The sequence below is a fragment of the Streptomyces sp. NBC_00090 genome (assembly GCF_045160815.1).
Lineage (GTDB): Bacteria > Actinomycetota > Actinomycetes > Streptomycetales > Streptomycetaceae > Streptomyces.
In genome coordinates, this window is record NZ_CP108224.1 from 128,567 (window position 1) to 148,317 (window position 19,751).

At 71.3% G+C, this 19,751-nt stretch carries 22 protein-coding genes and 3 pseudogenes; 17 read left to right on the forward strand and 8 right to left on the reverse strand.

Features of this window, described 5'->3' with window-relative positions; all coding sequences use genetic code 11:
• The first annotated feature begins 95 nt into the window (after nt 1-95).
• Together OG361_RS00585 and OG361_RS00590 are read left to right on the forward strand one after the other, a co-directional pair.
• On the forward strand, nt 96-626 hold the full coding sequence (locus OG361_RS00585; RefSeq protein ID WP_405851265.1) for a DUF2231 domain-containing protein: 531 nt from the start codon (nt 96-98) through the stop codon (nt 624-626).
• A gap of 239 nt (nt 627-865) precedes the next feature.
• Nucleotides 866-1,162: a hypothetical protein gene (locus OG361_RS00590; protein ID WP_405851267.1), complete on the forward strand. Its 297-nt coding sequence runs from the start codon at nt 866-868 to the stop codon at nt 1,160-1,162.
• Between the two features lie 74 nt (nt 1,163-1,236).
• On the opposite strand, the gene OG361_RS00595 is transcribed toward OG361_RS00590, so the two are convergent.
• The gene (locus OG361_RS00595) at nt 1,237-1,698 is read right to left on the reverse strand and encodes an STAS domain-containing protein (protein ID WP_405851268.1); all 462 of its coding nucleotides are present in this window, start codon (nt 1,696-1,698) and stop codon (nt 1,237-1,239) included.
• Between the two features lie 59 nt (nt 1,699-1,757).
• Between OG361_RS00595 and OG361_RS00600 the strand changes: the two genes are divergently transcribed.
• From OG361_RS00600 to OG361_RS00640, 9 genes are all read left to right on the forward strand, one after another.
• Entirely contained in the window at nt 1,758-2,111 is a 354-nt protein-coding gene (locus OG361_RS00600) for a helix-turn-helix transcriptional regulator (protein ID WP_405851269.1), read from the forward strand.
• Nucleotides 2,112-2,184: 73 nt separating this feature from the next.
• Entirely contained in the window at nt 2,185-4,068 is a 1,884-nt protein-coding gene (locus OG361_RS00605; protein WP_405851270.1) for a transketolase, read from the forward strand.
• 175 nt (nt 4,069-4,243) lie between these two features.
• Entirely contained in the window at nt 4,244-4,753 is a 510-nt protein-coding gene (locus OG361_RS00610; RefSeq protein ID WP_405851271.1) for a hemerythrin domain-containing protein, read from the forward strand.
• Nucleotides 4,754-4,799: 46 nt separating this feature from the next.
• On the forward strand, nt 4,800-5,030 hold the full coding sequence (locus OG361_RS00615; protein WP_405851272.1) for a hypothetical protein: 231 nt from the start codon (nt 4,800-4,802) through the stop codon (nt 5,028-5,030).
• A 119-nt stretch (nt 5,031-5,149) separates the two neighbouring features.
• Nucleotides 5,150-5,374 (forward strand): hypothetical protein, encoded by a 225-nt coding sequence (locus tag OG361_RS00620; protein ID WP_405851273.1) that lies wholly within the window; start codon nt 5,150-5,152, stop codon nt 5,372-5,374.
• Nucleotides 5,375-5,450: 76 nt separating this feature from the next.
• Nucleotides 5,451-5,930, forward strand: a complete 480-nt coding sequence (locus tag OG361_RS00625) for a CDGSH iron-sulfur domain-containing protein (RefSeq protein WP_405851274.1) — start codon at nt 5,451-5,453, stop codon at nt 5,928-5,930.
• Entirely contained in the window at nt 5,927-6,973 is a 1,047-nt protein-coding gene (locus OG361_RS00630) for an iron-containing redox enzyme family protein (RefSeq protein WP_405851275.1), read from the forward strand. Before OG361_RS00625 ends, OG361_RS00630 begins: the two co-directional genes overlap by 4 nt.
• 157 nt (nt 6,974-7,130) lie before the next feature.
• Nucleotides 7,131-7,769 carry an endonuclease gene (locus OG361_RS00635; RefSeq protein WP_405851276.1) on the forward strand — a complete coding sequence of 213 codons (639 nt, stop codon included), beginning with the start codon at nt 7,131-7,133 and terminating at the stop codon, nt 7,767-7,769.
• A 219-nt stretch (nt 7,770-7,988) separates the two neighbouring features.
• Nucleotides 7,989-10,280 carry an ADP-ribosyltransferase domain-containing protein gene (locus OG361_RS00640; protein ID WP_405851277.1) on the forward strand — a complete coding sequence of 764 codons (2,292 nt, stop codon included), beginning with the start codon at nt 7,989-7,991 and terminating at the stop codon, nt 10,278-10,280.
• A 125-nt stretch (nt 10,281-10,405) separates the two neighbouring features.
• Here the strand turns inward: OG361_RS00640 and OG361_RS00645 are convergent, their stop codons facing one another.
• Together OG361_RS00645 and OG361_RS00650 are read right to left on the reverse strand one after the other, a co-directional pair.
• Nucleotides 10,406-10,762 carry an alpha/beta hydrolase family protein gene (locus OG361_RS00645; protein WP_405851278.1) on the reverse strand — a complete coding sequence of 119 codons (357 nt, stop codon included), beginning with the start codon at nt 10,760-10,762 and terminating at the stop codon, nt 10,406-10,408.
• A 100-nt stretch (nt 10,763-10,862) separates the two neighbouring features.
• A pseudogene (locus OG361_RS00650) lies at nt 10,863-11,766 on the reverse strand (zinc-binding dehydrogenase).
• Between OG361_RS00650 and OG361_RS00655 the strand changes: the two are divergent.
• Complete coding sequence (locus OG361_RS00655) at nt 11,680-12,534, forward strand: LysR substrate-binding domain-containing protein (RefSeq protein WP_405861979.1); 855 nt, start codon at nt 11,680-11,682, stop codon at nt 12,532-12,534. The pseudogene OG361_RS00650 and the gene OG361_RS00655 sit on opposite strands and share 87 nt — an antisense overlap.
• Before the next feature lie 70 nt (nt 12,535-12,604).
• Here the strand turns inward: OG361_RS00655 and OG361_RS00660 are convergent.
• The 3 genes and pseudogenes from OG361_RS00660 to OG361_RS00670 form a co-directional block, all read right to left on the reverse strand.
• Nucleotides 12,605-12,774 (reverse strand): annotated as a pseudogene (locus OG361_RS00660) (WYL domain-containing protein); the annotation flags it as partial.
• A gap of 302 nt (nt 12,775-13,076) precedes the next feature.
• A complete protein-coding gene (locus OG361_RS00665) occupies nt 13,077-13,859 on the reverse strand; it encodes a ribonuclease BN (protein WP_405861981.1) in 783 nt (260 codons plus the stop codon).
• A gap of 355 nt (nt 13,860-14,214) precedes the next feature.
• Nucleotides 14,215-14,691: pseudogene (locus tag OG361_RS00670) on the reverse strand (SRPBCC family protein); the annotation flags it as partial.
• Between the two features lie 224 nt (nt 14,692-14,915).
• On the opposite strand from OG361_RS00670, the gene OG361_RS00675 reads away from it, so the two are divergent.
• Both OG361_RS00675 and OG361_RS00680 read left to right on the forward strand, forming a co-directional pair.
• A complete protein-coding gene (locus OG361_RS00675; protein ID WP_384574544.1) occupies nt 14,916-15,089 on the forward strand; it encodes a CsbD family protein in 174 nt (57 codons plus the stop codon).
• An 81-nt stretch (nt 15,090-15,170) separates the two neighbouring features.
• Entirely contained in the window at nt 15,171-16,292 is a 1,122-nt protein-coding gene (locus OG361_RS00680) for a glutamate--cysteine ligase (RefSeq protein ID WP_405851279.1), read from the forward strand.
• A gap of 123 nt (nt 16,293-16,415) precedes the next feature.
• Here OG361_RS00680 and OG361_RS00685 read toward each other — a convergent pair whose 3' ends face one another.
• Nucleotides 16,416-17,087: an HAD family hydrolase gene (locus tag OG361_RS00685; protein ID WP_405851280.1), complete on the reverse strand. Its 672-nt coding sequence runs from the start codon at nt 17,085-17,087 to the stop codon at nt 16,416-16,418.
• Nucleotides 17,088-17,099: 12 nt separating this feature from the next.
• Nucleotides 17,100-18,065: an LLM class F420-dependent oxidoreductase gene (locus OG361_RS00690; protein ID WP_405851281.1), complete on the reverse strand. Its 966-nt coding sequence runs from the start codon at nt 18,063-18,065 to the stop codon at nt 17,100-17,102.
• Between the two features lie 221 nt (nt 18,066-18,286).
• On the opposite strand from OG361_RS00690, the gene OG361_RS00695 reads away from it, so the two are divergent.
• The 3 genes from OG361_RS00695 to OG361_RS00705 all read left to right on the forward strand — a co-directional run bounded on the left by OG361_RS00695 (nt 18,287) and on the right by OG361_RS00705 (nt 19,721).
• Nucleotides 18,287-18,442 (forward strand): DUF6131 family protein, encoded by a 156-nt coding sequence (locus OG361_RS00695; RefSeq protein ID WP_405851283.1) that lies wholly within the window; start codon nt 18,287-18,289, stop codon nt 18,440-18,442.
• A gap of 90 nt (nt 18,443-18,532) precedes the next feature.
• Nucleotides 18,533-19,021: a flavin reductase family protein gene (locus OG361_RS00700; protein WP_384574535.1), complete on the forward strand. Its 489-nt coding sequence runs from the start codon at nt 18,533-18,535 to the stop codon at nt 19,019-19,021.
• A gap of 133 nt (nt 19,022-19,154) precedes the next feature.
• Nucleotides 19,155-19,721, forward strand: coding sequence for a hypothetical protein (locus tag OG361_RS00705; RefSeq protein WP_405851285.1), 567 nt, complete (start codon nt 19,155-19,157; stop codon nt 19,719-19,721).
• The last annotated feature ends 30 nt before the right edge of the window (nt 19,722-19,751 follow it).

Here is a 19,751-nt window from a genome sequence, read left to right on the forward strand (position 1 = left end):
CCGCCGGCCACACCGCCACGACCGCAGGAACCAGGTCCGCGCGAGCGGGCCCGGCTGCGGTCCTCGACACGGCGTCCGCGGGGTGGCTGAAAGCCGTGGGACGCATCGAACAGGCCACGCTCGCGGATCCCGCGGTCCGAGTGCTCCAGCGTGCCGTCGGGGCCCTTCCGCTGGGCGGAGCGCGCGACCTCCTGCGGGGTAAGCCCTTGGGGCACCCTCTGCATCCCGTACTGGTGCAGGTCCCGGTCGGCTGCTTCCTCTCGGCCGGCGTGCTCGACGTCGTTCCCGGGGGACAGCCGGCCGCCACGACGCTCACGGCCGTGGGTCTGGCCGGCGCGGCCCCCGCGGCCCTTGCCGGCTGGGTCGACTGGGCGGACCTGCCCCCGGAACAGGCCCGGGTCGGGCTGGCGCACGCGGTGTCGAACATCGCCGTGATCGCCTGCTACGTGACGTCCCTGGGCGCGAGGATGGGGGGCGAGGCGGCCAAGGGCCGCAGATGGTCCTTCGCCGGCCTGACGGCGGTTGCCGTGAGCGGCGCGCTGGGCGGGCACGTGGCCTACTCGCGAGCGCTCGCCGACGTCTCACCGCAGGCCGAGCCGCAGGCCGAGCCTCCCGCCCCGCAGTAGGCCCCTTGGCCGCCACGCAGTACGCCGGGGCAGGCCCCGATCCGCCCGCCCCGAGCCCGTACGCCGCCGCCCACCTCGCCCGTCTCCCCCGGCCGTCCACCTACCGCATCACTTCCTCGCGTATTTCCTGAACTAGTCGATTCCTCCCATTCAGGAGATGATTCTCTTCCCGCCCTCCGCAGCGCTCCCGACGGAGCCCTTCTCCGGCCGGGGGGCGGCCTGCGAGTACGGGAGGCGTCATGCTGATCGGGCACAACGTCGAGGACGGCGTCCTCCACCTGGAGATCCGTCGCGACCTCGACATATCCAGCCGCGCCGCGGCCACGCTGGAGATCGAGATGCTCCTGTTCACCCACCGGCCGTACGGCCGCGTACGGGTCCAGCTGCCCACCATGGACCCGTCACCGGCCTCCCTCAGTGTCCTCGCCCGCGCCCGCCGCCTCTGCGGCCTCCGGGGAGTCCCGCTGGCCGTCGTCGGCCCGCCCGTGCGGGACGACCGCCTCGCGAACCACCCCTCAGTCGTGCGGGAGGCGTAGGCGGGGTCACGCGGCGACCCGAAGGGAAGGCGCGAGGAACAGGCGGTGACAGGAGACAGCACACGACCGCGGTGTCAGGCTCCCGGCTCCTCGATCAGAAGGGCGTCCGCTCCCGTCATCGCCAGGAGGCGCCGGACCTGGCGGCTGGTGCCGACGACAGCCAGTCTCCGGCCCCTGGCCCGTGCATGGCGCCGAGCCCGCAGAAGGGCGTTCAGCCCCGAGCAGTCGCAGAAGACGACTCGGGAGAGGTCCACGGCGACGGTGCCGTCGGTCGCGTCCACAGCCTCGACAAGCACCTGACCGAGATCCGTCGCGGTGTCGAGATCGATCTCCCCCTCGACTTGGACACGCGTCCCCGACCGGACGGATGTCACGTGCACGCTCAGGGCCGCCCCATGGTGCCGTGTGCGGACAGGCGCCACAGCCGCTGCTACGGAAGTCACGACCTCGCCTCCCTCGGACGAACCGATCGGACGAATCGAATCGAACAGACCCAACGGCTTGATTTTCCGCCGATAAGACTTACACGTCAACATTTACCTGAAATTCGCATCCTATGATCGCTTCCGCTGCCCGAAATGGGCATAGTGACCTTATGGGAGAAGCATCCAACCGGGCATCGGACTGGACGTTCCTGACGAACCACGCCCGCGTCCTTCTCGCCATCGCCCGCGATCCAGGCGTACGCCTCCGGGACATGGCGACCATCTGCGGGGTGACCGAGCGAACCGTCCAGGCCATCGTCACGGACCTCGAAGAAGCCGGGTACCTGACGCGCAGCCGTGCGGCGGACGGACGCCGCAACCGCTACTCCATCGCCCCCAGTGCCCAGTTCCGCCACCCCGCGGAGGCCGACCACGAGATCGCCGGCCTTCTCGACCTCTTCACCGAACCCGCGGACGACGGCGCCGCGGCGTCGGCCGGCGGCGGCCGCCACGGTCGAGGCTGACGCAGGGCCCGGGCATACGCGCGGCGCCGAGGGTACAAGTCGTCTCACGGCCCCAGGAGAAGGGAATTCGCTCATGACAGCGCGGACCATCACCGACGTCGGCCCCGCCAGCGATCTGCAGGAGGTCTTCGGGCTCGCCCAGCAGTTGCGGGCCGACTCCATACGTGCCAGCACCGCGGCGGGGTCCGGGCATCCCACTTCCAGTCTGTCGGCGGCCGACCTCATGGCCGTCCTCATGGCCCGTCACCTGCGCTACGAGTGGGACGCCCCCGACAACCCCGCCGCCGACCACCTGATCTTCTCCAAGGGGCACGCGTCGCCCCTCCTGTACGCGATGTTCAAGGCCGCGGGCGCGATCGGTGACGACGAGCTGATGACGACGTACCGCCGCTTCGGCCACCGCCTGCAGGGTCACCCCACCCCCGTGCTCCCCTGGGTGGACGTGGCGACCGGCTCCCTCGGGCAGGGCGTCGGCTACGGCGTCGGCATCGCGCTGGCCGGCCGGGATCTGGAGAAGCTGCCCTATCGGGTGTGGGTGCTGTGCGGCGACAGCGAGACCGCCGAGGGGTCCGTGTGGGAAGCCCTCGACAAGGCGGGCCACCGCCGCCTGGCGAACTTCACGGCCCTGATCGATGTGAACCGTCTCGGACAGAGCGGGCCGACAGAGCTGGGGTGGGACACCGACGCCTACGCCCGCCGTGTCGAGGCCTTCGGATGCCGGGCGATCGTGATCGACGGCCACGACCTCGAAGCGATCGATCAGGCCATGACCACGGCCGCCGACGGAGAGGCACCCACCGTCATCGTCGCCAGGACCGTCAAGGGCCGCGGTGTGGCGGAGGTGGCCGACCAGGAAGGCTGGCACGGCAAACCGCTGCCGAAGGACATCGCCGAGCGCGCGGTCGCCGAACTCTCCGGCGACCACGACCTCAGAGCGCGCGGCCCGAAGCCGCCCACCGTCCCGTCCGTCCGCACACCGCTGCCGCCCGGGACCGTGGAACTGCCCCGCTTCGACGTGGGGGAAGACGTGGCCACCCGGGTCGCCTTCGGCCGAGCGCTGGCAGTCCTCGGCGCCCGCCCCGACGTCGTCGCCCTGGACGCCGAGGTCGGCAACTCGACCCACGCCGAGGAGTTCGGCAAGGCCCACCCCGAGCGGTACTTCCAGACGTACATCGCCGAGCAGCAGATGGTCGCGGACGCGGTCGGCATGGCGGTACGCGGGTTCCGCCCCTACGCCACCACCTTCGCCGCCTTCCTCACCCGTGCCCACGACTTCATCCGCATGGCCGCCGTCTCGCAGGTCACCATCGCCCTGTGCGGTACCCACTGCGGTGTCGAGATCGGCGCTGACGGCCCCTCCCAGATGGGCGTCGAGGACCTCGCCATGATGCGTGCCGTTCTCGGCTCCACGGTCCTCTACCCCAGCGACGCCACGTCGGCGGCCGCGCTGACGGCGGCGATGGCCGACGTACCGGGCATCTCGTACCTGCGCGCCACCCGCGGGGCCTACCCGGTGCTCTACGCCGACGGCGAGACCTTCCCCGTGGGAGGGTCCAAGACCCTCCGCCACGGGGAGAACGACCACGTCACCCTGATCGGAGCCGGAGTCACCCTCCACGAGTGCCTCGCCGCCGCCGACCAGCTGGCCGACCAGGGCGTGCGGGCCCGCGTCATCGACCTGTACTCCGTCAAACCGATCGACGCCGACACCCTCGCTCGCGCCGGCCGGGAGACCGGTGCCCTCGTCGTCGTCGAGGACCACCACCCCGAAGGCGGCATCGGCGAAGCCGTCCTCGCCGCACTCGCCGAGGGCGAGGAGCACCCCTCCTTCGCCCACCTCGCCGTCACCGGGCTGCCAGGATCCGGCACGACCGACGAACTCCTCGACGCGGCCGGCATCTCCCGCACGCACATCGCCCGGGCCGCCCGCGCGCTCGTCGCCGCGGCGGCCCGTTAGACCGCCACGTTCCACCGGACCGGACCGCGACCGAAAACGGGTGATTGCCCGATATGCGTGCGGGTACTCGACACCTCGTGACGTTCCACCCGGCTCTCGACGAGAAGGACGATGATGCGAGCGTCCGGCGTCCGGACCGCTGACCCTGTGCTGACGAACGAGGAGGACGGCTGTGATGTCCGGTAACAAGGAAGATCGGGACGTCGTCGCGGTGATTCTCAGGGACCACCGCAGCATGGAGGACCTGTTCCGCCGGCTGCGGAGCGTAGAGGACGACCGCGCCGCCGCGTTGCGGGAATTCTCGGCGCTGCTCATCGCACACGGCGAGGCCGAGGAGGCCGAGGTCTACGGAGCACTCAAACGCTTCAGAGGCGTCGACGACGAGGAAGTGGAGCACGGCGCCGAGGAACACGCCGAGGGAAACAAGGCACTGCTGGCACTGCTCGAAGTGGGCGACGTCGGTTCCGAGAAGTGGGACGAACGGCTGGAGAAACTCGTCGAAGCGGTCTCCCACCACGTGGACGAGGAGGAGCGGACGATCCTCAACGGTGCCAGGGAGAACGTTCCCGACGAGCGAAGGGCGGAGCTGGGCGTGGCGTTCCTGGAGGAGCGCGCCAAGCAACTCGCCTCGGACTGCGGCAGCTTGGAGCACGTGCGCGGGATGGTGCACGGGTCGGGCGGGTGAAGCCCTCGCCGGGGGCTGTCCGAGGCCGGAGTGGATGGAGATCGCCATGGGAGAACGTGAGCGACGGCGTCGTGGCCAGGAGGACCGTACCGCTCCGTCACACGCCGCGGGCGGCGGAGGCGACCAGGAAGCGGAGGAGCCCGTGCCGGTCCGCCCGGGCGACGCGGACCCGGAGAGCGCCCACGGTCACTCCGCCAAGCGTCAGCGCCCGGGCATCGGCCGGGAGGAGCAGACACGTACGTACCGCGGGCAGGAGAGCCCGCCTGTCGAGACGTGACGGTCGTTGACGTGCTCGGGTCCCTCAGCGGTCGAGACGTGACGGTCGACGTGCCCGGGTCCCGCAGCGCATGGAAGGGCCCGCACCGGGTACTCGCCTGCCGAAGCGAGGAGCCTGCGATGACGATCCTGACGATGGGTGCCGAGGAAGAGTTCGTACTCGTCGACCGCGTGACTCGGGCCCCGGCCAACGGAGCGCCGGAGGTCATCCGGCGCGCCACCCGTGAGCTCGGCGCCCAGGTACAGGCCGAGTTCTTCAACGCGCAGATCGAGATCTACACCTGCCCACCGCCCTTTGTACGGGACTCCTCGCCCCGGGAGGGCGCACGGAGGAGTTCGTCGTGATCCGCGTGTGGGGACCGCGAAGGGAGCCCGGTGGTCACGTGAACCCGGGCCGCCCCGAGCCGATCGGTGGTGTGTGATGCCCGCCCGCCCGGACGGGCACGCCCCGGAGGTGAGGGCGGAGGACACGGCCTCCGCGGGGATCCGGCGACCGGACGGAGAGGGTGGTGACCTGGGTGGATCGGCGCTCGCCCGTTCCCGAGCGGCACCGCTCCGGATCCGGCCCCTGCCCGGAGGCCCGCTCCTCGTCGAGGGGCCCGCGGAGATCGTCATGCCCGACGGGTCGGTGATCCTCTGCGAGCGCCCCCTGATGGCCCTCTGCACGTGCCGGAGGACCCTCCGCGCGCCGTTCTGCGACACGAGCCACCGCCCGCGCCTGCGCCGCGGCCTCCGTGCCGCGGCACCCGCGGGCGCGTCGCGCGCGCCGGAACCCGGACCGGAGCCGGATCCCGGACCGGAGGATGACCTCGGACGGGAGGATGGCCTCGGACCTGAGGAGGAACCCGGACCTGAGGGGGAACCCGCGGCCGGCACCACCGAGGAGGTCGATCCGTCATGACCGTGCTCCACCCGGCCGTCACGGCGTCGCCCGTCGTCCCGGAGGCCCGCGGCGACGTGTCCCATGCCGTCAGGACCCGGCTGCTCGGTGGTGGCCCGCGGCAACTGCCCGGGGAATCCGCGATCGCGCGCTGTGCCCCGTACGGAGACGATCTGCAGCTGGCCCTGCACCTCTGCTACGAGCTGCACTACCAGGGCTTCGCGCAGGTCCCCGACACCCTCGAATGGGACCCCGACCTGCTCAGGGTCCGGGCGCTTCTGGAGCACCGTTTCGAGAGCGCGCTGCGGCACGACTGCCGACACTGCCCGGACGTGGAGGAGGGGCTCGCGGCCCTGCTCGTGGAGCCGGTCGACGGAACCGGCGCCTCCCACTTCCTCATGTCGAAGGGAGAGCTGTGGCACCTGCGGGAGTACGCGGCGCTGCGCTCCGTGACCCAGCTCCACGAGGCGGATCCGCACCTGTGGGTGGTCCCCCGGCTGCGGGGCCGCGCCAAGGCGGCCATGGTGGCGATCGAGTACGACGAGTACGGCTGCGGGCGGGCGGAGCGGATGCACGCGCGGCTCTACGCGGACCTCATGGCCGATCTGGGGCTCGATCCGTCGTACGGGCGGTACGTGGACGCGGCCGGGGCCGAGACGCTGGCGGCCTCGAACCTCATGTCCCTGTTCGCCCTGCACCGGAGGTCGCGCGGGGCGCTCGTGGGGCACTTCGCCGTCCTGGAGACGACGTCGCCGCCCGCCGCCTCCCGCCTCGCCGCGGCCATGCGCAGGGTCGGGGCCGGACCGGCCGCGGAGCGGTACTACGACGAACACGTCGAGGCCGACGCGGTACACGAGCAGGTGGTGCGCCGGGAGGTCGTGGGCGGCCTCCTCGACGACGAGCCTGCCCTCGCGCCCGACGTCGCCTTCGGCATCGCCGCGACCTGTCTCCTGGAGGACCGGATGGGCGGCGGAGTGGTGGACGCCTGGTCACGGGGCGGGAGCGCACTGCGCACGCCCTCGCACGGCGAGGTGCCCTTGCCGGTGGCCGGTGTCGACCGCTGACGAACCTCGCCATCTCGTCCTCCCCGGCCAGGGCCTCGCGCAGGCAGGAACCGCCACGTCGACGTCGAACCCCCGGGGGCCCGGCGTCCGCGTACTCGACCGTGACGAGAGCTCGCACGACGCGGCGAACGGGACGGTAGCCGAAAGGAGCGCTCCGATGGATACGGCCGAGACGGTGACCAGGCTGCTGCGAGAGCACGGCCGGACCTATGCCGACGAAGCCGGCATCACCCTCCGCGACAAACCCGCCCCCCTGTACCAACTGCTGGTCCTCACGGTCCTGTGCTCGATCCGGATCAGGTCCGCGACGGCAACCGCTGCCGCCCGCGAGCTGTTCGCGTCGGGACTGCGGACGCCCCGGGCCATGGCGGACTCCACCTGGCAGCAGCGTGTGGACGCCCTCGGGCGGGCCCACTACGTCCGGTACGACGAGAGCACCGCGACCGCACTCGGTGACGGCGCCGAGCTGCTCCTCGACCGCTTCCACGGCGACCTGCGGAAACTCCGCGAACAGGCCGGGGGCGACACGGGAAAGCTGCACGAGCTGCTGCGGGAGGTACCCCGGATCGGGCCGGTGGGCGCGGACATCTTCTGCCGTGAAGCCCAGGCCGTGTGGCCGGAGTTGCGCCCGTACTTCGACGAGCGCTCCCGCACCGCCGCGGCCGGGCTCGGACTCCCCCGCACACCGGCCGGGCTCGCCCGGCACGTCCCCGCGAAGGACCTGGCCCGGCTGGCGGCCGCCCTCGTACGCGTCAGCCTGTCCGGGAACGCGGCGGAGGGGCTGCGAGCCGCCTGAGGCGGCGTCAGGCGTCCGGAGGGCCGGGGGGCTTGTCGTGGCCGGGGGGGGGTCCTTTCGTGACCGGGGGCCTGCGCGGCCACGGCCACGGCCGCGGGGACGGGGACGGGGACGGGGCCGAACGACCCGCAGTTGGCCGTCGGGTTGGGACGGCGGCGTTGTCAGTGGGGCGCTGTAGCTTCGGGAACGTTCGAGAGCTTGTACGAGAGGGGTGGGTTCGTGGGTGTCGAGCGTGCGTTGAAGGTTGTTCTGGTCGATGTCAACGACGAGGTGGTGGCGGCCTGGCGTTCCGCCTTCGCGGACACGCCCGCGGTCGAGATCCGGCAAGGCTCTCTTCTCGATGTGGACGTCGATGCCTGGGTGTCCCCGACCAATGCGCGGGGCCGGATGGACGGCGGCGTCGACGCCGTCGTCAAGCGGCACCTGGGTGCGGGTATCCAGGCGCGGGTGCGGCGGGCGATCCGTGACCGGTTCGCCGGGAGTCTGCCCGTGGGCAGCGCGGTGTGTGTGCCGTCCGGGGCGGCCGTGCCGCGGTATCTGATCTCGACGCCGACCATGCGGCAGTCCTCGCAGAACATCAGCGAGACCATGAACGTGGCGCTGGCGTGCGCGGCCGCGTTCCAGGCGGTGCATCTGCAGAACCGGGCGAAGCCCGGCAGCATCCGGTCGGTGGCGCTCGTCGGGATGGGCGCGCGGACGGGGCGGGTGCCCGCGGAGGTGTGCGCCAATCTGATGTGGACGGGTTACACCCTGTTCCACGATCACGGGTTCGCGGACTACGACGAGTTGCGGGCCGCGGTGTTGGGGCAGCTCGACGACATCGAGGGCGCGGGGTCGGCGCACCGGGTGCGGATCAACGTGCCGGTGCAGGCTCCCCTCGTCGCCGAGGCGAGCGTTCCGCAGGCCGGGGACGGGTTGGGGCTGGCCGAGCTGTTCGCCGGTGGCGGTGAGCCGTGGCTGCCGTTGTTGGGTCCGGTGATCGAGGCGCAGCCCGGCGCCGCGGACTTCATCGGTCCGAAGCGGAGTCCGGAGGTCGTTCCTGTACGTGAGTTGACGTTCCAGGCTTTGAAGCCGCACCCGCCGCACAAGTGGAAGGTGGTCGCCTTCGGACAGAACCCGTATCCGCGGGCGGAGAGCGCGACCGGCATCGCGATGTTCGACAACACCTTCCACGACTGGGAGGACAGCCAGTTCGGTCGGGTGGTCAGCATTCGCTGCCTCATCAAGGCGGCCGCGATGTGGAAGTACGGCATCGCCAAGAAGACGCCGATCGCGGACGTCCGGGCCTTGTTGAAGAAGGAGGACACGGTTCAGCCGCCGGAGTGGTTCCAGGCGATGCTCACGCAGGGTGTGCTCCTGCTGAACGCGTCCCTCACGGCGAGTGCGGACGGGGCGATGCCCACCGATCGGCACACGTCGTTCTGGCGGCCCGTGGCCGAGCAGATCGTCGAGGAGATCCTCCGGGCGAAGCAGCACGCCGACGAGGAGGACCGGGGTGTGGTGTTCGCCTGGTGGGGCGCGCACGCCCGGAGCCTGAAGCGGGTCGTCCAGCGGCTTGAGAAGAAGTACCCGGGGGTCGAGGTCCGGCACCTGGATCACGCGAATCCGGCGGCGCAGGGGGACATCTTCTGCGAGGGGGACCACTTCGCCCAGGTGAACGACGCACTGGCGGCGGTGGGGACCGAGCCGATCGACTGGTTGCCCCGGAAGGGCTGGGACCGGAGCACGGCCGGGGCCGGCGGGGCGGACGGTGGCGGTGTCGCGGAGCGCATGGGGGCGTTCATCGCGTCGACGATGGAGCTGCACCAGCTGTATCTGGAGCGGCTCACGAGCGTCAAGGACGAGGGACTCGTCCTGCCGCCGATCACCGGGGTGTTCGACACGCCGGTGATGGACTTCCGGAAGGCGGTCGAGCCGGTGTCGCGGGTGCTCGCGAACCTGGATCGGTTCATCGAGCGGTCGAGTCGGTTCGCGGAGACCAAGGTCGCGGAGGCGGAGGCCGGGGGCGGTCCGTACGGGGACGGGCTGTCCGCCGACGCGATCTCGGCGCTGTACCTGTACACGTGCGAGTCGGCGTTCTACCGCGAGATCAACGCCGTGCTGCGCTCCCCCGACCGGGAGCGGCTGGTGCCGTACCTGCCGTACCTGCGGCTGCTGTTCTCCGCGGTGGCGGGGTTGCCGGCGCAGACGCGGCCGTTGTGGCGTGGTGTGGGGCTGGACCTGCGGTCCCAGTATCCGCTGGGGCGGACGGTGACGTGGTGGGGTGTGTCGTCGTGCACGTCCGAGCTGAGCGTGGCTCGGGCGTTCCTCGGGAGCCGAGGCAAGCGGACCCTGTTCGAGGTGACGCCGGCGCGCGCGGTGGGTATCCGGCGGTTCTCCGCCTTCACGGGCGAGGAGGAGTACCTCCTCGCGCCGGGCACGCAGTTGAAGGTGACGGAGGTGACGGCAGAGCGTGGGGGGCTGTGCACGGTGCGGCTGACCGAGCTGGAGGGGCAGGGGATGGTGTCCTAGGCTCCGGCCACGTTGTGCGCGGAGGCCTTGACGTGGGCGCCTTCGTCGATGAGTCGGTGTGCGGTGGCCGGGCCCGTTCCGTTGGTGTCACCCGGTGATGAGGACGGTCTTCCCGGTGAAGCGGTTCATGCCCGTGCTCCGATCAAGGCGTGCGTGAGGTGGTCGGCGAGGTGGGGCAGCCAGTCGGGGCGCGCGTTGCCGAGGAGGTGGTCACCGTGCGGGACGGACAGGTAGGTGCCGTGCGGTGCCGCCCCGGCCAGGGCCTCGCCGTTCGTCACGCCGGGGATGACGTCCTGGCCGCCGTCCACGACCAGCAACGGGGCCGCGATGCGGGGCGCGAGGGCGGCGAGGTCCACGTGGCGGGCGAACTCGCGGGCCGCGGCGTCCCCTCCGGTACGTCGGGCCATGATGTCCCGTACCGGCGGGGGCAGTTGCTCCCAGTCGAGGCGGAAGGGCCCACTGACGGTGGCCACCGCCGCCACGCGCGGCTCCGGTGCAGCGGCGCGGGCCGCGAAATAGCCGCCCAGGCTGAGGCCGACGAGCCCGCCCGGGTCCACTGGGCGGCCGCGAACTCGGCGGCGCTCATCGGGCTCCTCCCGTCAGCAGGACGGCCTTGCCGCGTATCCGACGCTCTCGCAGGTCGACCAGGGTGTCGGCCGTCCGGTCCCAGCCGGTGGTCCGGCCGATCTCTCTCCGGGTGCAGACGCCCCTGTTCCACGAGGCGTACCAGGGCCGTGAGTTCGGGAGCGTAGGGGGCTCCGGCGTAGTGGAAGTGCTGGATCGTGACGCGCTCAGGTCCGCCGAGGAGCTGGAAGAAGTCGAGGGTCACCGGGGTGCGGCCGGCCTGCCCGAACCAGACCAGGGTGCCGCCCGGGCGCACCTTCGAGAGGGCGAGGGGCAGGTCCGGCCCGCCCGTGGACTCCAGCGCGACGTCGAACGGCCCCTGGGCCGCCGCGACCTCGTGCACCACCTGCGCGCCGAGCTCCGCGAGCCGCTCACCGCGCTCCGGCGTGGCCGTCACCGCGGTCACGTCGGCCCCGGCCCCGACGGCCAGCTCGGTGACGTAGTGGCCGACGCCGCCCGAGGCACCGGTCAGCAGCACCCGTCGGCCGGCGAGCGAACCGGTTGTGCGCAGCAGGCGCAGGGCGGTGATACCGGCCAGGGGCAGGGCCGCCGCCCGTACGCTGTCGATACCGTCCGGCAGCGCCACGAGAGAGTGCGTGGGCACGGCGGCGTATTCGGCCCAGCCGCCCTGAGCCGGGTGGCCGACCACGCGGGTGCCGATGCCGGGGCCGGAGCCGTCCGTGGCCGCCTGTACGGCGAGCCCCGCGACGTCCTTGCCGGGCAGCAGCCCCGGCCGGGGGAGGCGCTGTCCAAGCGGATCGCGCGGCTGGAGTCCCTGCTCGGCACCGCGTTGTTCCAGCGCGGCGGCCACGGTGTGCACCTCACCGAGGCCGGGCAGCGGTTTCTTGCGCCGGCGAGGCACTCGGTGGCCGCCGCCGATGCCGCAGTCGCGTCGGTGACCGGCGAGGAGCGTCCGCTGCACGTGGACGTGTGGGGTCATCTCTACGCGCCGACGCGGACACTGGTTCAGGTCGCCGGGGAGGCCGGGGAACTGGTTCTGGGGCACGGCCGCGATCTGCCGTCGGTGGCGGGTGCCCTGCTGGAGGGTGACATCGACGCGGCCTTCGGCCGGGTCCACCCCCCGCTGCGCGCGGGGCTGACCCACCGCCTCGTCCGTCTCGAACCGGTGGACGTCGTGCTGAGCGCGGACCACCCGCTCGCGGCCGAACCGGTGTTGCGACCGGACCGACTGCGCGGCAGCGTGCTGTGGGCACCCGGCGCGCTGGACCGGCTCGACTTCCTCCACCAGTTCGCCGACCGGTTCGACATCCGCGACAGGGCGGCGAGCGTCAACCTGGGGCTGGCCCACTTCCTCACCGAGGTGGCGGAAGACCCGCGCCGCTTCTCGCTGGTGCCCGCCGACGTACCCCTGCCGGAGACCCCCGGGCTGCGCTCCGTCCCGCTGGTCGATCCCACACCGCTGTACGCCTGGTCCCTGCTGTGGCGAACCGGCAACGGGCACCCTGGGCTGGACAGGCTCACCGCAGCCTGCGTCGCGGAAGCGCGCCGAAGCCGATGGCTGGAGTACGACCCGGCGCGCGACTGGCTGCCCGAACCACCCGCGGAGCCCTCGGCTTCACGCCCGCCGGCGACTTCGAGGACGAGCACGAGGAGTTCGTGGTCGCTCTGAGCGCCGAGGCCAGCATCGTCCGACCCTGAGGATTGGCCATGGCATCGCCTGGGGGCATGCTTCCTGTGGGTCAGACGCTTCCGTAGGCCCTGGCGAGTACGCCCACCGTGTCGGCCATGGTTCGACGCAGCTCCGCCGGGCGACGACCTCGACGTCGGCACCGAGCCGCAGCAGCTCCCCGCACGCGTGGTCGGTGCTTTCGGTCGGGATGACCGCCTCTACCCATCCGTCGTCGCCGACTTCGGGCTCCCGGTACCAGGCGGGAGCGTCCAGGCCCTGACGGCCTTCTACGGCGGCCCCGTCTGGGCCGAGCACGGCCCCAGGCCGCACCGGGGAGAACATCGCCGCTGTCGTCACCGCCTACCCCGACGAGAACGCGTACCGACAGCACCTCGCCGATGTTCAGGCCCATCCCGTGGCGCGGGACGAGATCCTTCCGGGCATCGGGCTCGAGCAGGCGGCAGCGCCCCGGGCGCTACGGCTGGCACCCGCGGGCCGCTCGCTCATCCGATGAAGCCACACTGATGAGCCCGCGCCGAGGGTCATTTCCGCCGTTTCAGTGCGTGCGTCGCGCGGGGCAGTTCGTCGGCGACCAGGCGGCCGGTCAACGCGCCGCCGAACACGACCACACCCACGGCGACGAGCCAGGTCTGGATGACGAGGAACGCTCCGAAGGGGCCGTAGGTGACGGCGCTCGACGCGATCAGCGGGGAGAAGACGAACCGGGAGAAGATCCTCAGCCCGAACAGGCCGAGCACCGTGGAGATCGCTCCGGGCAGCAGGGCGCTCCACGCGACGCGGCCGCCGAGCAGCAGCCACTGCGACCACCAGAAGAACAGGGTGCCGCTGAGCAGGCCGAGAACGCCCCGGAACGGGGTCTCACGCCAGAACGAGGAGGCCGCGAACAGGTAGAGGGCCCCGATGAGGACGGCGAGCCACAGGACGTGCCGCCACCGCGCCCGCCACCGGGCCGGGGGAAGGCCCCAGACCTTCTCGTAGCCGCTCTGCACCACGGTACCGAACGAGAGGCCGAACACGGCGAGCAGAACGAGGCCGAAGGCCGTCGTGGTCCGCCGCACCTGGCCCGGCAGCGCGAACAGCCGCTCGATCTCCACCCTGGCGGCCTCCGACACTCCGAGGCCGTCACCGAGCCACTGCCCGAAACCCTTCCCGCTGCCGGCCGCCGCCGCGGACACGACGATCAAGAGCGGGACGAGCGTGAGGAACCCGAGGGCCGCGAATCCCAGCGAACGCTGCCACAGATCGAGACCGCTGACCGGTCCCCACCGGTGCCCGGCTCGGAACCGGCGGATCACACTGCGTATCCGTGCGAGTGGGGACGGTCGCCGTGCGGGAGGGGTGGCCATCAGCTTGCCGGCGCTCGGGCCGCTGACGCTCGGGCCACCGGCGCCGGTGCACCGGTGGCGCTCCGGGTGACGGGCACTACGGGCACGACGGGCATGGCGGGCACGACGGGCTTGGCGGGCATGACGGGCTCCAGGGAGCTACGGGTGCCTCCCCGTACGACGGTGACGGCTTTGGAACTGGCGGTCAGCGCAGGCCGGGGTCGCCGGGGCCACCGGGCGGCAGCGGCCAGGACTCCTGCCCTCGCGAGGGCGTTCCCTCAGTGCCGGGTGCACGCATCGGTCCGGGACCTTCCCGTACGGGCGCGTCCGTCGGCGTCGGCGCGGCGGCGCCGTCCGAGGGCCGGATGCGGCCGCGCCAGGCACCGGTCTCGTGTTCGTGCTCCTCCATGAAGCCCTTGAACCGCTTCAGGTCGCCCTTGACCCGCCGGTCCAGGACTCCGAGCGCGTCGGCGGCCTTCTCCGCCATACCGCTGGGCTCCATGTCCATCGCCAGGCTCACCCTGGTATGGCTCGCGTCGAGGCGCTGGAAAGTGACGACGCCCTTCTGCTGGACGTCACCCCCGACCGTGCGCCACGAGATGCGCTCGTCGGGCAGCTGGTCGATGATCTCGGTGTCGAACTCGCGGCGGACGCCGGCGACCTTGGTCTGCCAGTGACAGTGCCGGTCGTCGACCTGCGTGACGTCCTCGACGCCCTCCATGAAGTTCGGGAACTCCTCGAACTGCGTCCACTGGTTGTAGGCGTTCCGCAGCGGAACGTCGACGTCGATGGTCTGCTTCACCATGCTCATGGCGCTGCCTCCTGTGTGTCGTCGCTGGACAATTCGGGGTCGCCCGGCGCGTACCCAGTGACACACGCGTCAATCGCTGCTGCCCGGCGCCACACCGCCACCGGGGCCCCGGTCGATGCACCGGCCACCACGTCCGTCCCCTGTGGACGCCAGGTTTGGCAGCTGGAATCCTGGTCAGAAGCAATATGTTCAGTTCATCCCCATTATTCAGGGAGTGACGAGTCGTGTCGGACAAGGAGAAGGCCCGCGCCAAGGCCGAGCAGGCCAAGGGCAAGCTCAAGGAAACCGCCGGCCGCACGGTGGGTAACGAACGCCTGATCGCCGAGGGCCGCGCCGAGAAGGCGAAAGGCCACGCCCGCCAGGCCAAGGAGAAGGGCAAGGACGTCTTCAAGAGCTGATGCGCCGATGGTGTCCGCCGTGGCGCCGGGAGCCATGGCGGACACGGCCAGGACACGGGAGGGACGAGGGGCGGCGCCGGAATGCGAAGCGTGGGTGTGGAAGAAGAGCTCTTGCTCGTGGATGCTCACAGCGGTGAGCCCCTCGCCCTGGCCGGTGCCGTACTGGCGGCCGCGGACCGCTCCCTCGGGCACCGGCCACCCGGCGACGAACAGCGAAGGCACGCCTTCGAGAAGGAACTCCAGAAGGAACAGGTGGAGTTCGCCACCAAACCGGTGACGGAGATGGGTGAGCTCCAGGAGGAGATCACCCGGTATCGCACCGAAGCCCGTCGGCACGCGGCGTCGGCCGGCGCGCTCGTGGTGGCCCTGGGCACGTCACCTCTGCCCGCCCGGCCCTCGTTGAACGCGGGGAAGCGATACGCCTGGTTGGCCGAACAGTTCGGTCTGACCGCGCAGGAGCAGCTCACCTGCGGCTGCCACGTCCACGTCTCGGTCGAGTCGGACGAGGAAGGTGTCGCCGTACTGGACAGGATCCGGCCCTGGCTTCCCGTTCTGACCGCGATGAGTGCGAACTCGCCCTACTGGCAGGGGACGGACAGCAAGTACGCGAGTTACCGCAGTCGTGTGTGGAACCGACTGCCCTCTGCCGGCCCCATGGACGTCTTCGGGTCCGCCGACCGCTACCACGAGCAGGTCGACGCCATGCTCGGCACCGGCGTCCTGCACGACAGGGCGATGATCTATTTCGATGCTCGACTGTCGGCCACCTACCCCACCGTGGAGGTCAGAGTGGCGGACGTGTGCCTCGAATCGTCGACACCCGTACTCCTCGCCGCCCTGGTGCGCGCCCTGGCCGAGACCGCCTCCCGGGCCTGGCACAACGGGGAACCGCCCTCCCGCGTCGACACGAACCTGCTTCGGCTGGCGGCATGGCGGGCCGGCCGGTCAGGCCTGGACGGCCCCCTCCTCCACCCCAAGACCATGCGCGAAACGTCGCCTGCGGAAGCCGTCCAGGCGCTGTACGCCCACGCCCGGCAGGCCCTGGTCGAGAGTGGCGACGACGGACGGGTCCGCCGAGGCATCGCCGGTCTGCTGGAACGGGGCAACGGCGCCCGCATCCAGCGCGAGCTCCTGCGCGAGCACGGCAGTCTCGCCGCCGTGGTCACCCACTGCGAACGCATCACAGGCGGCTCTCTTGCTTGAACCTGGCCTTGTGCTTGACACCCTGGCCTTGTGCTTGACCCGGGCCTTGACCCGCCGTGATTCCGACCTTCGGCGGGCGGCGGGTTCCGGCAGTGGGCCGGCGGCTTCAGGCAGTGGGCGGGTTCAGGCAGTGGGTAGCCGAGAGAGCGGGCTGTCGCCGAGGCGGGCCAGGAGCTCGGCCGGGTCGCGGTAGACGGCGGCCGCCCCCGCCTCCTCCAGGTCCCCGCGGGGGATGCCACCGCAGAGCAGCCCGACGCCGGTCACACCGGCCCGGGCTGCCGCCTTCATGTCCCAGACGGAGTCGCCGACGAACACGGCGGACTCGGGCCGCACCCGCACCAGTTCGAGGGCGTGCCGTACGGGATCAGGCGCGGGTTTGCCCTGCTCCACGTCCTCCGAGGTCGCGGTGTCGGTGATGGCGTCATCGGCGTCGACGGCCCTGCGCAGCGCCTTGAGCTCGCGGTCCTTCGCGGAGGTGACGAGGACGACCTTCCATCCGTCCCCCGACAGGGCGCGCAGGAGTTCCGCGGCCGAGTCCAGCGCGGACAGCCGGTCGAAGTACGTGGCGTAGAGGGCGTCGTGGGCGGCGCTCAGCCGGTCATCGCCGTCGTGGTCCCGGTCCTGGCCCAGGAGGTGGTCGAGGAGGTCGTCTCCGGGCAGGCCGATGGCCCGGTGGATGGCGTGCATCGGAATGCGGTGCCCGGACTGGCGCAGCGCTTCCCACCAGGAGGTGACGTGGAGGTGATTGGTGTCGGTGAGGGTGCCGTCGACGTCGAAGAGCGCAGCTCGGTTCATGATCGCGGCCTCCTAGAGGTTCCGGAGCGCGGGCAGCAGTCCGGCCTCGGCCCATTCCAGGAAGGGTGCCTGCCGGTCACCACCGATCTGGACGAGGGCGACCTCGGTGAATCCCGCCTCCACGTATGGGCGCACCGCCTCCACGAAGGTCTCCACGTCGTCGCCGCACGGGATGGCCGCGGCGACGTCCTCCGGCCGGGTGTGCGTCGCGGCCTGGTCGAAGCTCGCCGGGCCGGGTAGCTCCGCGTTGACTCTCCAGCCGCCGAGCGCCCAGCGGAACTGCTCGTGCGCCCGTGCCACCGCCGCCTCGCGGTCGGTGTCGTAGCAGACGGGGAGCTGACCGACGCGCGGCTTGCCGGCTCCGCCGTGGTCGTCGAAGGTGTTCAGGAGCTCCGGCGTCGGTTCCGTGGCGATCACGAGATCCGCGTACCGGCCGGCGAGTTCGCAGGAACGGTCCCCGGAGACGGCGATCCCGATCGGGGGTGGCTCGTCGGGGAGGTCCCAGAGTCTGGCGTTCGCGACGTCGAAGTGGGCGCCGTGGTGGTTGACGTCCTCGCCGGTGAACATCCGGCGGATGATCTCGACGGCTTCCGCCAGCATCTCCAGGCGCACATGAGCGGCGGGCCAGCCGGCTCCGACGACGTGCTCGTTCAGATTCTCGCCCGATCCCAGCCCCAGCCGGAATCTGCCCTCGGACAGGATCTGCATCGTGGCCGCCTTCTGCGCGACGACCACCGGGTGGTAGCGGAAGGTCGGACAGGTCACGTACGTCATGAGCGGGATCTCGCGGGTGGCCTGGGCGGCCGCTCCCAGGACGCTCCATGCGTACGGGGCGTGTCCTTGGGCCTCCAGCCACGGGAACGAGTGGTCGGAGATGACGGAGAAGTCGAAACCGGCCCTCTCCGCCCCCACGACGTGGGACACCAGCTCACGCGGACCAGCCTGCTCCGTCATCATCGTGTATCCGATTCGCACCATATCGGGCGACTAGCCACGATCGCGTCCCTCGAAACCCGGTACGGGGAGGGTCGCCACCGCGCCGGCTCGACCTCCAGCCGAGAACGTACCGCTGGAGACCCATACAACTGCGGGATCGCGGGCAGACGCGGTTCATGGGTGACGCCACACACCGACGCCGCCCGCCGTGGGCCCGTGGCCCCGCCACGAGCCCGGCCCACTACGAGAGACCGGAACACGCCATGATCCTCGTCGGACTCATTCTGCTCATCATCGGATTCCTCGCCGGGATATCCATCCTCTGGACCATCGGGATCATCCTGCTCGTCATCGGTGCCGTCCTCTGGATCCTCGGAGCCGTCGGCCACTCGGTGGGAGGCCGACGCCACTACTACTAGGCCGACGTACTAGGCCGACGCCACTACTGGTAGTCCGGGGTGCGACGCCTCGCACCCCGCGCGTCCTTCACCCCAGCCCGAGGAGGCGCGATGCCGGACCTCGACGACTTCGCCACCGCACTGGACGACACGGTGTACGTGGTCACCGCCGCCTCGGGCGGGCGGCGGGCCGGCTGCCTCGTCGGCTTCGCCTCCCACTGCTCCATCCATCCACCACGGTTCGTGGTGTGGTTGTCCACGGCGAACCACACGCACGGCCTCGCACGCGAGGCCCGGCACCTCACGGTTCACGTGCTCGGCCGCGAGCAACGAGCTCTCGCCGAGCTCTTCGGCGGTGAGACCGGAGACCGTGTCGACAAGTTCGCGCGGACCGTATGGCGGCCCGGGTACGACGACAGCCCCGTGCTGTCGGACGTACGGGTCTGGTTCACCGGCCGGATCGAAGCGGTCCTCCCGGGCGGCGATCACGAGGGGTTCGTCCTGTCCCCCGTCGAGCAGGCCGAACCCCTCAGCGGATCACCGCCCCCACCACTGCGGTACGGCGGCGTCCGCGATCTGGACCCCGGCCACCCCGCATGACCCACGCCTGCCTCACGCGCAGCATCGGTCCCGCCGCAGGGCCTCGGGCCCCCGGTCACCGTTTCGGCTGAACGTCGGTGGGCAGCAGCGCCGTACACAAGGCGGCACGGACACAGGAGAGGAGGTCGGCCCCATGTCCACAGGAGCACTTCTGGCCATCATCATTCCCATTGTGGTGCTGGTTGTTCTGGTCACGGTGGCCATCACCCTGGACATGCGCCGGCGGCGGCGCCTGCGTGACCGTTTCGGACCCGAGTACGACCGGACGGTGGAAGACGTCGGCAGTACGCGAGCCGCGGAGCACGACCTCAACGCGCGCGAGGAGCGCCACGAGTCGCTCGACATCCAGCCCCTGCCGAGCGGAACGAGGAACCGGTACGAGCAGAAGTGGAGCGACGTCCAGGGGGAGTTCGTCGACCGCCCCGAGGACGCCGTCCACGACGCGGACCAACTGGTGACCGCCCTCATGCACGAGCGCGGCTATCCCACCGAGGGGTACGAGCAGCAGATGCGGGATCTGTCCGTGGAACACGGACGCACGTTGGAGCACTACCGGGCGGCGCACGAGATCAACACGCTCAGCACCTCCCAGCGGGTCACTACCGAGCAGTTGCGCGGGGCAATGGTGCAATACCGGGCTCTGTTCGACGAACTGCTCTCCAACGGAAGCGGGCGGCAGGGCGGCCCCGCCCGGGCCTGACCGGCACACCGACCGCGTACCCGGCACGTG

What these genes read in the sequence shown, in the direction of transcription:
- OG361_RS00625 (WP_405851274.1), top strand. Translation starts at nt 5,451, where the DNA reads ATGCCCGCCCGCCCGGACGGGCACGCCCCGGAGGTGAGGGCGGAGGAC.
- OG361_RS00590 (WP_405851267.1), top strand. Translation starts at nt 866, where the DNA reads ATGCTGATCGGGCACAACGTCGAGGACGGCGTCCTCCACCTGGAGATC.
- OG361_RS00615 (WP_405851272.1), top strand. Translation starts at nt 4,800, where the DNA reads ATGGGAGAACGTGAGCGACGGCGTCGTGGCCAGGAGGACCGTACCGCT.
- OG361_RS00605 (WP_405851270.1), top strand. Translation starts at nt 2,185, where the DNA reads ATGACAGCGCGGACCATCACCGACGTCGGCCCCGCCAGCGATCTGCAG.
- OG361_RS00620 (WP_405851273.1), top strand. Translation starts at nt 5,150, where the DNA reads ATGACGATCCTGACGATGGGTGCCGAGGAAGAGTTCGTACTCGTCGAC.
- OG361_RS00685 (WP_405851280.1), bottom strand. Translation starts at nt 17,087, where the DNA reads ATGAACCGAGCTGCGCTCTTCGACGTCGACGGCACCCTCACCGACACC.
- OG361_RS00595 (WP_405851268.1), bottom strand. Translation starts at nt 1,698, where the DNA reads ATGTTGACGTGTAAGTCTTATCGGCGGAAAATCAAGCCGTTGGGTCTG.
- OG361_RS00600 (WP_405851269.1), top strand. Translation starts at nt 1,758, where the DNA reads ATGGGAGAAGCATCCAACCGGGCATCGGACTGGACGTTCCTGACGAAC.
- OG361_RS00635 (WP_405851276.1), top strand. Translation starts at nt 7,131, where the DNA reads ATGGATACGGCCGAGACGGTGACCAGGCTGCTGCGAGAGCACGGCCGG.
- OG361_RS00705 (WP_405851285.1), top strand. Translation starts at nt 19,155, where the DNA reads ATGTCCACAGGAGCACTTCTGGCCATCATCATTCCCATTGTGGTGCTG.
- OG361_RS00695 (WP_405851283.1), top strand. Translation starts at nt 18,287, where the DNA reads ATGATCCTCGTCGGACTCATTCTGCTCATCATCGGATTCCTCGCCGGG.
- OG361_RS00610 (WP_405851271.1), top strand. Translation starts at nt 4,244, where the DNA reads ATGTCCGGTAACAAGGAAGATCGGGACGTCGTCGCGGTGATTCTCAGG.
- OG361_RS00690 (WP_405851281.1), bottom strand. Translation starts at nt 18,065, where the DNA reads ATGGTGCGAATCGGATACACGATGATGACGGAGCAGGCTGGTCCGCGT.
- OG361_RS00630 (WP_405851275.1), top strand. Translation starts at nt 5,927, where the DNA reads ATGACCGTGCTCCACCCGGCCGTCACGGCGTCGCCCGTCGTCCCGGAG.
- OG361_RS00700 (WP_384574535.1), top strand. Translation starts at nt 18,533, where the DNA reads ATGCCGGACCTCGACGACTTCGCCACCGCACTGGACGACACGGTGTAC.
- OG361_RS00680 (WP_405851279.1), top strand. Translation starts at nt 15,171, where the DNA reads ATGCGAAGCGTGGGTGTGGAAGAAGAGCTCTTGCTCGTGGATGCTCAC.